The organism is Gemmatimonadota bacterium (genome assembly GCA_026702745.1).
Lineage (GTDB): Bacteria > JAAXHH01 > JAAXHH01 > JAAXHH01 > JAAXHH01 > JAAXHH01.
Genome location: JAPPBT010000097.1, coordinates 1 through 12,481, shown reverse-complemented (window position 1 = coordinate 12,481; position 12,481 = coordinate 1). Strand labels below are relative to the sequence as shown.

The 12,481-nt window shown below is 61.0% G+C and carries 12 protein-coding genes; 7 read left to right on the top strand and 5 right to left on the bottom strand.

The annotated features are described in order from the left end of the window. On the bottom strand, positions 1 to 1,060 hold a 1,060-nt coding region (locus OXH56_15800), incomplete at its 3' end, for a glutamate synthase subunit alpha (GenBank protein ID MCY3556773.1). Positions 1,061 to 1,380: 320 nt separating this feature from the next. Between OXH56_15800 and OXH56_15795 the strand changes: the two genes are divergently transcribed. Together OXH56_15795 and OXH56_15790 are read left to right on the top strand one after the other, a co-directional pair. Beyond that, on the top strand, positions 1,381 to 2,568 hold the full coding sequence (locus tag OXH56_15795; GenBank protein MCY3556772.1) for a phosphoglycerate kinase: 1,188 nt from the start codon (positions 1,381 to 1,383) through the stop codon (positions 2,566 to 2,568). A gap of 93 nt (positions 2,569 to 2,661) precedes the next feature. Then, positions 2,662 to 3,483: a GIY-YIG nuclease family protein gene (locus tag OXH56_15790; protein ID MCY3556771.1), complete on the top strand. Its 822-nt coding sequence runs from the start codon at positions 2,662 to 2,664 to the stop codon at positions 3,481 to 3,483. 57 nt (positions 3,484 to 3,540) lie between these two features. Here OXH56_15790 and OXH56_15785 read toward each other — a convergent pair whose 3' ends face one another. The 3 genes from OXH56_15785 to OXH56_15775 form a co-directional block, all read right to left on the bottom strand. Then, entirely contained in the window at positions 3,541 to 4,119 is a 579-nt protein-coding gene (locus tag OXH56_15785) for a hypothetical protein (GenBank protein MCY3556770.1), read from the bottom strand. A 120-nt stretch (positions 4,120 to 4,239) separates the two neighbouring features. Then, positions 4,240 to 4,404, bottom strand: a complete 165-nt coding sequence (locus OXH56_15780) for a hypothetical protein (protein MCY3556769.1) — start codon at positions 4,402 to 4,404, stop codon at positions 4,240 to 4,242. A gap of 288 nt (positions 4,405 to 4,692) precedes the next feature. Then, a complete protein-coding gene (locus OXH56_15775; protein MCY3556768.1) occupies positions 4,693 to 5,634 on the bottom strand; it encodes a LysR family transcriptional regulator in 942 nt (313 codons plus the stop codon). 243 nt (positions 5,635 to 5,877) lie between these two features. Here OXH56_15775 and OXH56_15770 point away from each other — a divergent pair, with 243 nt between their 5' ends. The 4 genes from OXH56_15770 (at position 5,878) to OXH56_15755 (ending at position 10,534) form a co-directional block, all read left to right on the top strand. Continuing rightward, positions 5,878 to 7,365, top strand: a complete 1,488-nt coding sequence (locus OXH56_15770; protein MCY3556767.1) for an IMP dehydrogenase — start codon at positions 5,878 to 5,880, stop codon at positions 7,363 to 7,365. A gap of 24 nt (positions 7,366 to 7,389) precedes the next feature. After that, positions 7,390 to 8,061 (top strand): HAD-IA family hydrolase, encoded by a 672-nt coding sequence (locus OXH56_15765; protein ID MCY3556766.1) that lies wholly within the window; start codon positions 7,390 to 7,392, stop codon positions 8,059 to 8,061. Between the two features lie 67 nt (positions 8,062 to 8,128). Then, positions 8,129 to 8,575 carry a DnaJ domain-containing protein gene (locus tag OXH56_15760; GenBank protein ID MCY3556765.1) on the top strand — a complete coding sequence of 149 codons (447 nt, stop codon included), beginning with the start codon at positions 8,129 to 8,131 and terminating at the stop codon, positions 8,573 to 8,575. Between the two features lie 75 nt (positions 8,576 to 8,650). Continuing rightward, positions 8,651 to 10,534 (top strand): CocE/NonD family hydrolase, encoded by a 1,884-nt coding sequence (locus OXH56_15755; protein ID MCY3556764.1) that lies wholly within the window; start codon positions 8,651 to 8,653, stop codon positions 10,532 to 10,534. 135 nt (positions 10,535 to 10,669) lie between these two features. On the opposite strand, the gene OXH56_15750 is transcribed toward OXH56_15755, so the two are convergent. Next, the gene (locus OXH56_15750; GenBank protein ID MCY3556763.1) at positions 10,670 to 11,872 is read right to left on the bottom strand and encodes a GNAT family N-acetyltransferase; all 1,203 of its coding nucleotides are present in this window, start codon (positions 11,870 to 11,872) and stop codon (positions 10,670 to 10,672) included. A gap of 243 nt (positions 11,873 to 12,115) precedes the next feature. On the opposite strand from OXH56_15750, the gene OXH56_15745 reads away from it, so the two are divergent. Beyond that, positions 12,116 to 12,481 (top strand): 7-carboxy-7-deazaguanine synthase QueE (locus tag OXH56_15745; protein MCY3556762.1); only part of this gene is annotated, 366 nt, incomplete at its 3' end.

The following is a 12,481-nucleotide window of genomic DNA, read 5'->3' as shown; positions in this document are numbered from 1 at the left end:
AGGTCTCGTTGACAACTGTCACGAGGACATCTCGCATGACTCCGGTCGCGCTCCCCTTCTTCTCGTCCGACATGGACTCATGGTTCTCCCAGGCTTCCGGGATCATCATCATGAGGGCGTGGGGCAGCGACCGACCCGTGGAGACCAGCAGCTCCAGCGCGTTGTCGAACCCCGCCGTGTCGCTGGCGCCTTCGCGGATGATCGGGCTCAGCTTGGCCATGTCGTCGCCGAAAAGCGGGGATGCGAATAGCGCCTCCCGGGCGCGCATCCAGTTCTGGTTCCCCCGGATCGTGTTGATTTCGCCGTTGTGGCAGAGCAGCCGATAGGGATGGGCCAGGCGCCACGACCCCAGCGTGTTCGTGCTGTACCTGGAATGCACCAGCGCCAGGGACGTGACGATGGACTCGTCGGACAGGTCGCGGTAGAAGGAGTCCAGCTGGTCGGCCCGAAGCAGTCCCTTGTAGACGATGGTCTTGCTCGACAGGCTGGCGATGTAGAAGTCGTCGCGGTTGTCCTCGGGAAGCTTCGCGTCGACGGCGTTTTCGATGACCTTGCGGATGACGTACAGCTTGCGCTCGAAGCGGTCCTGATCGGAAACCTGTTCGCCGCTTCCGATGAAGAACTGGCGGATCAGCGGAGAAACCTGGGTCGCCAGTTCCCCGGCCTGACTGAAATCCACCGGCACGTCGCGCCATCCCAGGAACACCTGGTCTTCCTCCCAGACGGTCTTCTCGATCGCCCGCTCGCACCAGCGGCGGTGTTCGGCGCCCCTGGGCAGGAATACCATGCCCACGGCATACTGGCCCGCTTCCGGCAGGGAAATGCCGGATAGCCTGCATTGCCGCTTGAAGAAGTCATGGGGAAGCTGGAACAGCAGGCCCGCGCCGTCACCCGTGTGGGGATCGCAACCGCATGCGCCGCGATGCTCCAGGTTGACCAGTACGCGGATGGCGTTGCGTATGATGGCGTACGACTTCTCGCCGCTCAGATTCGCCACGACACCCACGCCGCACGCGTCGTGCTCATAAGCCGGATCGTAGAGACCCCGGGGTTTTTTCATATAAAAATCGCCCCTTTTTCGCATCCTTTCGGTTGCGAAAATCGAATATGGGAACGCGTTTTCCAGTTTCTCAATTCAAACCGGAGTACTGGAATACCGTTGATTCGCAATAACAGACACGGTTTCTTGAAGGAGGAAAAAGAGAGGATAGTCCGTTATTCGCACTTGTACCAAATTCCGGTTGAAACCCTGTATATAACCCGCGCGATCAACTAAGTAAAGTAGAAAATGCACTACATCACCGAGAAAATGACCGTGAGCATTCACTCTACCATCTCACGTTACTGCCTGTCCAGCAAGGCCTTTGATGGGTCCTGCCCATGAGCGTCCGCCCCCTCACCGACCTCGAACTGCGCGGCCGGCGCGTACTCCTACGCATGGATTACAACGTGCCGCTCGACGAAGCGGGCAACATCACCGACGATACGCGCATCCGGGCGTCGCTTCCTACGTTGCGGCATATCCTGGACCAGGGTGGCCGGGCCATCCTGATGACCCATCTGGGACGGCCGAAAGGAATTACGGAGAACCTGCGGGTACGGCCGGTGGCGGACCGGTTGTCCGAACACCTGGACCAATCGGTCGGCTACGTGCGGGAAACCGTCGGGCCGGTCGCGGAACGTGCCGCAGCAGACCTGGCGAACGGCGAATGCCTCCTGCTGGAGAACGTCCGGTTCAATGACGGGGAGACCCGGAACGATCTGGACTTCGCACGCGAACTGGCTGCGCTGGGGGAGGTCTTCGTGAACGACGCCTTCGGAACGGCCCACCGGGCCCATGCATCCACCGAGGGCGTTGCGCGGCTACTTCCCGAACGCGCGGCCGGTTTCCTCATGCAGAAGGAACTGGATTACCTATCGGGAGCGATTGAAAACCCGAAAGGGAAGCTGATCGTTGTTCTCGGTGGCGCCAAGGTGTCGGACAAGATCGAAGCGACGCGCCGGTTCATCGAGATCGCCGACGCCCTGATCATCGGGGGCGGCATGGCTTATACTTTTCTCGCCAGCCGGGGCGAGGCCATCGGAAGAAGCCTGTTAGAGGAGGATCGACTGGATTTCGCGGCCGAGATCCTTGAACGGGCGACCGACCTTGATAAACCCGTTTTGCTCCCGGTGGATCATGTGGTCGCCGACTCCATCGACGCCAGTGCGAATGCGCTGCAGGTCGACCAGATCCCTGACGGATCGATGGGCCTCGATATCGGACCGGAAACCCGGCGTCAGTTTGCCGAGGTCATAGGTGAAGTGGGTACCATCCTGTGGAACGGCCCCATGGGCGTCTTCGAGATCGAGGCATTCGCGGGGGGCACGCGGGAGGTCGCCCAGGCCATCGTGGAGGTAACCGGCCGGGGATCCGTGTCCATCATCGGGGGCGGCGATACGGCGGCGGCTGTCAACGCGCTCCGTCTCGCGGGGCGCATGAGCCACGTATCCACGGGTGGCGGTGCTTCGCTTGAGATGCTGGAGGGCAAGGTGCTGCCGGGCGTTAGCGTGCTGGAGGCGGGTTGACACGGCGGGTTGATTTAAGATATCATAACCTCCTGGCAACGTCTAGTGGCGGGTTATTTCGAACCATCCCTCTCATACATGGGGACAATGTCAATGATTGATAAAGACGCTTTCTCACTACGCATATTCTTTCCGTCAGGCGATCCTGAGGGATTGCGTTTCATCACGAAACCCCTATGGACAGGCCAGGGGATTGTATTTCCCCGGGCGATCTACGAGGATGTTCGCGAGTTGGATGAGCTGGAAAACACTGGTGTTTACATACTGTGGGAATACGTGCCGCAAGGATACTTGCCCAGAGTTTACATTGGTGAGAGCGACAGCCTGAAGACGCGTCTAAACCACCATAATAACAACAAGGATTTCTGGACCCACTGCGTGGTGTTTTTCAGCAAGGACAAGTTCCTCGACAAAGCAAACATCCGGTATCTGGAGGCACGATTGGTACGCTTGGCAGATGAAGCCAAACGTTGCGAATTGGCAGGCGTCGCAGTGCCCAAGGTTCCTACCCTTGATCAAGCTGATGAGGCCGACGCGGAGTCGTATCTTCGAGATATGCTGTTATGCCTGCCGGTGATGGGTATTCGTTTCTTTGAGAAACCGGACAAACCAAGTGACATCACCAACATCCTGCACCTGAGCGGGAAGGGCGTCGAAGCGAGAGGGTTCGAGGGATCAAGCGGGTTCACTGTGCTGGCGGGTTCTCAAGCCGTCAAGGAAACGGTGCCGACAATACCAGGACACCTCAAGGAATTAAGACATGATCTTCAAAAAAATGGGACGCTTGAAGAAAAGGACTCTTTCTTCGAATTCGGGCAAGACTATACGTTCGGTTCATCTTCCGCTGCCGCTGGGTTTGTTCTGGGAGGGGCTGTAAGTGGCCCTAAGGCATGGAAGAAAAAACGCTCGCGCTGATCCGCGATTGACAATCCTACCGGCCGATTCAGGCCACCGACAGCGAACAAGCAAACATCAGTTCCCTATAAAACTGATGCCCCCGAGGTTATCCGGAAACCGGCCGAAATGCTGGGGCATAACCTCGTAAGACCGCCAGGCACGTTGCCAGGCGTATCGCGGTGTGCCTATCCGGGCGGCGACCGGACCCGCAATGGATTCGATCGTCGTGGTGTTGCCGCGAAAATCGGTAACGCGGATGTCTATCTCACCCCGACTTCTAGGCTGATCGCTGGTCAGAACCAGCTGCAGGCTGCGGAACTGGGTGTACCGTTCGCCATAGATGCTTCCCCACAAGTCTACTTTGATACCATCGGGCGTGGTCTGCTGTGTGATTTTGATTTCCTCGGGCAGTGCGAGCACCTTGCAGCCCTCCAAGTCCGGGGAGATGAATTCCACGCTCGTAAGGTACTCGGCGTTTTTCGTCTCGATGGTGTATCGCCAGTTGTTGGGGCCGGCCGGCATGACCGTCACCGCGACCAGGTCCTTGGATTCCACCAGGGCTGGCTTGCGGGCGGCGCATCCGACTACGGTAAGCAGAACGAGAACCGCCATGACTGAAAGGGCGGAAGTGTGTTGGGTACCGGGAAGAGACATGTTGCACCTCCGGAATGTGACTCCTTGTAAACCTATATCGAATTTACTCTTATCCTCAATACCCCACCAGGTGAATCGGATGATTGGGGCGAGTTTCCCTCCGCCGCCTCCAGGTTCCGTTCACTTTCCCGCCCCGCCTCTTTCTTCTTCCTTCAAACGGTCCCCGGTCTGTTGACGTACGATGATCTCGGCCGCCGTGCGCTGGTCCATGTTCCGTAGTGCGTCGGTCGTACCCACGAAGAAAATGGTCGCGCTGCCGCCGCCACGGCGTGGGGAGCGTGCCAATCGAAAAAGCCCGTAGCAGATTACCAGGATTCCGCAAATGGCGAGTAGAGGGGCCAGGTGTGGCTGAATCAACAACAACAGATCGTTCGTAACCGTCTGGATCAAAATCAGCCGACCTTCCCGCGGTACGACCGCTTGTCATCCTCGTTAATTTCAAAGCGTGGCAGATACTGTACGTTAAATTCCAGCTTCTGAGCACTCACATTGGTTAGACGCTGTGGGGCACGGGAAGTTTCCGGTTTCGACCCCGATCGGGCTACCGATGAGCCACCGAAACTGTCCGCCCGATCAGGCCGCCGGCTTGCCCCGGCCCGCCGCGATCTTCCCGCGCCCCGGCCTGAAGTACGCCTGCAGGGCTTCCAGGAAACTTCGTGCAGCCTTTGAAAGATACCGTCCCTTGAGGTAGATCGCCCCCATTTTCTGGCGAGGACGGTTTCGGAAATCCCCGATCGTGACCTGCGCGAGTGTGCCGTTTTCCAGTTCCTCCTGGATGGCTATGGAAGGGACGATGGACAGCCCCGCCTCGATCCGCACGAAGTGCTTGATGACCTCTATGGAACTGAGCTCCATGGCGACGTCGAGCTGTACCCGTGACTTCTCGCACAGATCGTCGATCAGCCGCCGCGAGGCGCAGTGCTGGTCGAGCAGGATCAGCGGATACTGTTCCATGTCCTTGAGATGCACGGTCCGCCGTTTCGCCAGGGGATGGTCCGGCGGCGTGATCAGCACGTCGTGGCGGGAGAAAAGCGGGATCGCCTCGATCTCCCGGGGCAGGTAGGCCAGCGTAACCACGCCGAGATCCACCTCGCCGTCGACCACGGCCTGGATGGTCCGCAGCGACGTGGCATTCATCACGACGATGTCGATGCCGGGATAGCGGTCCTGGAAAGATTTGAGGATGGCCGGCAGGCGGTAGCAGCCCGTGGTGTCGGACGTGCAGAGCACGAGACGGCCGGCCTCGAGACGGTCCAGGTCTTCCAGTTCCTGCACGGCCTCTTTCATCAGCCCTTCCATCTCGCTCACGTACTTGAGCAGCACCTTGCCGGCCTCGGTGAGGGCGAGATGCCGGGTCGTCCGGTGGAAGAGCGGCTGGCCGATTTCGCCCTCGAGCTTGGCCACCTGGATGCTCACGGCGGACTGGGACCGGAAGAGGGCTTTTGCCGCCAGAGAAAAGCTTCCGTGACGGGCCACGGCATGAAAGGCGACGGCTTGATCGTAGGACAGGTTCATTTATTTATCCACGTAATAGCGCGTATTTAAATTATTAATTTGACTAATATATCTAAGCCGGTATTATGTCAAGGCAAAATCGGCGGAATGATGTATATTGATGGACTCGAATGCGCAGTCGCCTGTTGACACAGATATCAAGCCGTCGACTGGCGCGAAAATAGACCGGCAAACCTCGGATCACCGTACCGGGATTCCGAACGGGGAAAGGGTTCCTCAAACGGTTTCCCACGGAGGACATAAATGGCGCAGATTGCCTCTACCGTTTCTCACAGTCTTAAGGAATACCGACTTCTGCCACGCCTTACGCAGGCCGACGCGAACGCCCAGCTCGCGTCCCTGGAGACGCGCCTCTGCCGGCAGGGGGACGGCTACCTGGCGCTGCGCACGCCATTCCTGAGCGCAGCCATGCAGGCGGTCACCAGCGTGGAAATGGCCATCGCCATGGCCCAGCTGGGCGGCATGGGCGTGTTCGCCGTGAGCCAGACCATCGAGGAACAGTGCGGAAAGATCGACGCGGTGAAGCGGTTCAAGGCCGGGTTTCAGACCGATATCGTCACGCTGTCGCCGGAGCAGTCCATCGGTGAGGTGATCGGCATCATGAACGATACCGGCTACCACACCTTCCCGGTGACGGATACGGGCGTCTTCCACGGCAAGCTGGTGGGCGTGATCACGGACAAGGACTTCGACGAGCGGTACGATCATGGCCTGAGGGTGGGCGACCGCATGAAGACCGACGTGCAGACCGGCGCCGAGGAGGACGACCTGAAGACGGCGAACACGCGGATGATCGAGTACGGTCGCGGGTTCCTGCCCATGGTTTCCTCCGAAGGAACCCTGGTGTCGGTGGTGTTCAAGCGGGACCTCGACAAGCATATCCGCCATCCCCATTCCACGGAAGACGCCCAGAAGCGCCTGGTGGTCGGCGCCGCCGTATCGACCCATCCCGAAGACCGGGAACGGGTGGAGGCGCTGATCGAGCACCAGGCCGACGTGATCGTCATCGACGCCTCCGACGGCTATACCGAGTACCAGGGCGAGACCCTGAAATGGATCAAGTCCCACTACGACATCCCGGTAATCGCCGGGAACGTGGTGACGCGGGAGGGGTTCGACTACCTGGCCGCCAGCGGCGCGGACGCCGTCAAGATCGGCATGGGCATCGCATCGGGCTGCACGACGCAGATGGTAAAGGCCACCGGCCGCGGCCAGGCCACCTCCATCCAGGAAGTCTCCGCGGCCCGCGACGCGTGGGCGGAATCCACGGGCGACTATCTCCCCCTCGTGGCGGACGGCAGCATCCAGGGACCGGCGGACATGCTCGTCGCGCTGTCGCTGGGCGCCGATACGCTCATGATGGGCAATCTCCTGGCGCGGTTTACCGAAAGCCACGGCGAACTGGTCCGCAACGCGGCCGGGGACCTGGTCAAGGAATACTGGATGGAAGGCAGCCGGAAGGCCTTCAACAACCGCCGGTACGCACAGCTTGCCAGCACCTTCTTCGAGGAAGGCATCGTGGGACAGGTGCCCCACGCGGGTTCGGTCTACGACAAGCTGCCCATCGTCATGCAGATGCTCAAGTCGGGCATGGCCACGGCCGGTTGCGCCACCATCGAGGCGCTGCACCGGGACGCCGTCCTGGAACTGCAGTCCAACGTGTCCCTCGACGACAGCGGCGTGCACGACATGTCCGCCATCCAGTCCATCCAGGAGTTCGGGATCACCTGATAGATCACCTGAAAACAAGGCGCGATGAAAGTCGTTTTCTTCGATTTATTCGAAACGCTGATCACCGAAAAGACAAAAAGCGCATTCCAGTCGAGATCCCCGAACTACGTGAAGCTGCGTACCACGCGGGACCGGGTGGTGCAGTGGTGGGAGGATTTCGGCGAGCGTGTGATGACCGGCGAGTTTTCGGACTGCCTCGCCAAGTTCCTGCACATGCGGGATGAAGTCGGATCGCCGGTCTCGGACCGGGAACTCGGCGAAATCGCCCGGGAGTACGAACAGTGGAAGAGCCGGGTCATATCCGAAGTGGATCCCGGCGTGTTGGAGATGCTGGGCGAAGTCAGGGCCCTGGGGCTCCGCATCGGAATCATCAGCAACGCCATGCCCTGGGAAGCGCTGGCATGGAACGCCTGTCCGCTTCGGGATCACGTGGACGAGGTCGTTTTTTCCTGTGAAGTCGGACTGATGAAGCCGGACAGGAGGATCTACGATCTCGCCTGTGCGCGCATGGGTGTTCGGCCGTCCGATGCGTATTTCGTCGGAGATGGCGGCTTTGATGAACTGCGCGGTGCGGCAGCCGCCGGCATGAAGGCGATCCAGGCGGCCTGGTATCTGCGGCAGGAAGTGGCATGGCCCTGGGATCATCCCCTGCTCCGGGCCGAGTCGATGGAAAGCCTGCCGTCCAATTTAAATTAGTCCGTACGTGGCTGGTTGGCTGCGTCCAACTACGCGCCCTTCACCTGGTCTATCGCCAGACAATGCCATGACCATACCCCAGCTGAAACGCAAGCTGCGTCAGCTCAAGCAGACCGAGTGCCGGATCCGGTTCAGGACCCGTCCGCGGAAGGACCACCAGACGCTGGTCTGGGACGCCTTCTTCTCCACGCGGTCCGGGGACGACGACCGGGTCGTCTATACGCTGAACCGGCTGGCGAATATGAATCACGAGGAGATCAAGAAGGTCTACGAGGCCTTCTTCTACCGCGTTTACTTCCAGTACTTCAAGGAACACGGCCTGTCCATGGCCGACGCCTATGACCCGGGACTGCTGTCCCTCCTCGGCCTGCCGCCCTACGCGACACTCCATGACATCAAGCGGCGGTACCGGGAACTGGCCCAGGTCCACCACCCCGACCACGGCGGCGACCACGACGCCTTCATCGAGGTCGTGGACGCCTACGAGCGGCTGACGGACACGGGCCGTACTTGATCTTCCCGCGGAATCCCTCCATATTCCCGGTGTCCCGGTTTAACTGAATTCATGATTTCTGCAGGAGTTTTCCTCATGAAAACCGTACCCTGTCCCGTCTTACTCTTCGGGATGCTGATCCTTCTCCTTCTGCCCGCAACGGTCCTCGGCCAGTCCAACACCGACGCGCGTTACATCGTGGAGCACTATAATAAGATAGAACGATATGTGCCAACGCGCGACGGGGCCCGATTGTTCACTTCCATCTACGTACCGAAAGACGATGCACGGACCTATCCCATCCTGCTGCAGCGCACGCCCTACAGCGTGGCACCCTACGGGGCGGCGTACAGGACGCAGATCGGCCCGTCCATGCTGTTCGCCCGCGATGGGTACATCATCGTCTACCAGGACGTGCGCGGCCGCATGATGTCGGAAGGGGAATTCGAGGCCGTGCGTCCTCATAACCCGGACAAGGCATCGAACGCCGACATCGATGAGAGCACCGATACCTACGACACGGTCTCCTGGCTGCTTGAAAACGTGCCCAATCACAACGGCCGCGTGGGGGTATGGGGCATCTCGGCGCCGGGTTTCTACGCCACCCACGCCCTGATCGACGCCCATCCCGCCGTGAAGATCGTTTCGCCCCAGGCGCCGGTGACCGACTGGTGGATCGGCGACGACCGCCACCACAACGGCGCGTTCCAGCTGCAGGCGAGTTTCAGTTTCCTGTCCTTCTACGGCCAGCCCCGTCCCGCGCCCACGACCCGGCGGGCCACGGGATTCCGGGACTACGGTACGCCGGACGGCTACCAATGGTACCTCGATCTCGGTCCGCTGTCGAACATCAACGAGAAGTACCTGCACGGGGAGAACAAGATCTGGAACGCCATGATGGAGCATCCGGACTACGACGAGTTCTGGCAGGCCCGCACGCCGCTGCCCCACCTGAACGACGTGAAGCCGGCGGTGCTCGTGGTGGGCGGATTCTTCGACGCGCAGGACCTGTACGGCCCGCTGAAGACGTACGGCGCCGTGGAAAACAACAACCCGGGCATCGTGAACCACCTCGTCATGGGACCGTGGTGGCACGGAGGGTGGGCGCGGGGCAGCGGCCTGCGGTACCAGGACATCTATTTCGAACAGCCCACGGCGGCGCATTACCGGGAGGCCATCGAACTGCCGTTCTTCAACCACTACCTGAAGGACGGTCCCGATCCGCAGCTGCCTGAAGCCAGCATCTTCATCACGGGTTCGAACCGGTGGCACGCCTTCGACCACTGGCCGCCCGGGGAGGCGCGCGAAGCGAACCTCTACCTGGCGCCAGGCGGCGGCCTGTCCTTCGACCGGCCGATGGGCGCGGACGACTATGCCGAATACGTCAGCGATCCCGCGAAACCCGTACCCCACACCTCACAGGTCGTCATCAACCGGGACGACAGGTACCTCATCCAGGACCAGCGGTTCGCGTCAACACGGACCGACGTGCTGGTCTTCGAGTCCGATGTGCTGCAGGAGGACGTCACCGTGGCCGGCGATCTGTTCGCCAACCTGTACGTGACCACGACGGGGGAGGACGCGGATTTCATCGTCAAGCTGATCGACGTGTATCCCGATACGGCGAGCTACGTGGGCGAGAACCCCATGAACGTGAAGATGGGCGGGTTCCAGCTCATGGTGCGGGGGGAGGTCATGCGGGCGCGGTACCGGAACAGTTTCACCCATCCCGAGCCCATGCGGCCAGGCAGCGTCACGCGAATCGAATTCGACATGCAGGACGTCGCCCATACCTTCAAGGCGGGACACCGCATGATGGTCCAGGTGCAGAGCACGTGGTTCCCCATGGTGGACCGCAATCCCCAGACCTGGGTGCCGAGTATCTACGATGCAAAGGAAGAGGATTACCAGGCGGCCACGCACCGGGTGTACTTTTCCCGGAGTGCGTCTTCACACCTGAAGATGAAGCTGCTGGAGTGATGGGTCGCCGGGCCGGCGGCGTGGGGTGACGGCGAGAGGCTGCGGCGAGACTCGGTGCAGAATCTGCGGACCGGCGATGGACGCGCACCGACCGTCGCGGGCAGTAGATAAGCGCGCACCGTACTGCGCGGCCCGTCAGACGAAATTGAAGCCGTACCAGGGAAGCTGGAGGGGGAATACACGCTCCAGCGCAGATCGGATCGGTCCGGGAGGCACGGTCGCGACAGGGTCCGGATCGGGCGGCACCACGCCGAAGACGAGGGCGCCAAGGTCACTCGTCGCGATCGGATGGGTCTGGCCGCAGCTACGGAACGATACCGACGCTCCGGAAACATCCCACGCCAGCGTACCCCGACCCAGTACATCCGATACATAGTCCTCGAATACCTGCAGCAGACGTTCCGGTTGGAGAACGAGTACCGTGCCCGTGAATCCCTGGGGCGCCGCGGTCACGCCGTGGGGCCTTAGCAGGGAGGCCAGTTCGTTGTCTGACGCGGTGGTCACGATTTCTAGGCAATCCACCCCATAGCGGTCGTACAGGCAAGGCAACGCGCGCACAAGCGCTGATCGTGAACCCGCGATCTCGGCCAGCCGGGCCCTGCTCGCTTCGCCTTCCCGGTCGGGTCGGCGCTTCTGGATGCCCGCGTAAGCCACCGGGCGGCCTTCCTCGCGGATTACCACGGTCTCCCCGTCTCGGTCGCAGATCCACGCGGCATCAACCGCCATCCGGAAATCGGCGATCGATCGCACGTACCGGCTGGGCTCTTCCGCGTACAGCCGCGTCATTTCGTGCAGGTCCTCCGGAGCCGCCCGGCGAACATCCGAATTACCGGCGGCCGCGCTGCCACCCGCGGCCGCACCTTCACCCGCGGCCGCACCTTCACCCGCGGCCGTATCCTCACCGGCGGGCAGCGTGTCCCGGGGGACGGAGAAAAGGGCATACTGGCCGATGCGCTTCGCGCCGAGGCGGGTATACAATCCCCTTCCACCCGATATGGGCATGAGCACGGCGTCCTGTTCGACGGCTTTCCTGACCGCCTCCTCCATCAACCGCGTCGCCAGGCCCCGCCCCCGGTGCGATGCATAGGTCGCCACCGCGCCAATGCTCATCGTGGACATCCGGCACCCGAGCACAGAGATGTCCCGCGTCAACGCGCCCACGTGAGAGACCACGACGCCCTCATCGACCATCACGAAGAGTTGATCGAAGTTCTCCGAAGCGAACAAAAGGGGATACTGTTCCTCCATGCGTCCTGCGCCGTCGCCGCGGAAAACGGCATTGACCAGGGTGCAGAGCGAATCGAACTCCTGCGCCTTCAATCCCCTCGGGCCTTCCATCGTCTGACTCCTGTCGTCGTTACTCTTTAGGATTCCTGATTTGCAATGGGCGCCGTCGCAGCACTGTCCTGATTACGTCGCGGGCATTCGCAGGTCCGTCGCGGGTCCATCTCGCTTGAGGTCGGGACCTGGCCTGCCCTCGGCGCTTTGAAAACCGGTCCACGCTCTATATATTCCCGATAGAAAAGAGTGTCAAGCACGGGGCGGCATACAGTCACGACATATAGACGCGGTATACAGACCATGTTTATTTCCGAGATCTTTCATTCCATCCAGGGCGAAGGTCTGCTGACCGGCGTTCCCTCCGTCTTCATCCGCACCTCGGGGTGCAACCTGCGGTGCCGCTGGTGCGACACGCCATATACGTCGTGGTCGCCCGAAGGCGTCGAGCGTTCCGTAGACGAAATCTTGGCGGACATCTCCGGATTTCCCTCCCGTCACGCGGTGATCACGGGCGGCGAACCGCTCCTCATGAAGGAATTGCCCGAACTGACCGGGAAACTCGGCGACGCGGGATACCACGTGACTATCGAGACGGCCGGTACCGTGTATGCCGACCTGCGTTGCGACCTGGCCTCTCTCAGTCCCAAGCTGTCCAATTCCACGCCC

What these genes read in the sequence shown, in the direction of transcription:
- OXH56_15790 (MCY3556771.1), top strand. Translation starts at nt 2,662, where the DNA reads ATGATTGATAAAGACGCTTTCTCACTACGCATATTCTTTCCGTCAGGC.
- OXH56_15770 (MCY3556767.1), top strand. Translation starts at nt 5,878, where the DNA reads ATGGCGCAGATTGCCTCTACCGTTTCTCACAGTCTTAAGGAATACCGA.
- OXH56_15775 (MCY3556768.1), bottom strand. Translation starts at nt 5,634, where the DNA reads ATGAACCTGTCCTACGATCAAGCCGTCGCCTTTCATGCCGTGGCCCGT.
- OXH56_15765 (MCY3556766.1), top strand. Translation starts at nt 7,390, where the DNA reads ATGAAAGTCGTTTTCTTCGATTTATTCGAAACGCTGATCACCGAAAAG.
- OXH56_15795 (MCY3556772.1), top strand. Translation starts at nt 1,381, where the DNA reads ATGAGCGTCCGCCCCCTCACCGACCTCGAACTGCGCGGCCGGCGCGTA.
- OXH56_15750 (MCY3556763.1), bottom strand. Translation starts at nt 11,872, where the DNA reads ATGGAAGGCCCGAGGGGATTGAAGGCGCAGGAGTTCGATTCGCTCTGC.
- OXH56_15785 (MCY3556770.1), bottom strand. Translation starts at nt 4,119, where the DNA reads ATGTCTCTTCCCGGTACCCAACACACTTCCGCCCTTTCAGTCATGGCG.
- OXH56_15760 (MCY3556765.1), top strand. Translation starts at nt 8,129, where the DNA reads ATGACCATACCCCAGCTGAAACGCAAGCTGCGTCAGCTCAAGCAGACC.
- OXH56_15755 (MCY3556764.1), top strand. Translation starts at nt 8,651, where the DNA reads ATGAAAACCGTACCCTGTCCCGTCTTACTCTTCGGGATGCTGATCCTT.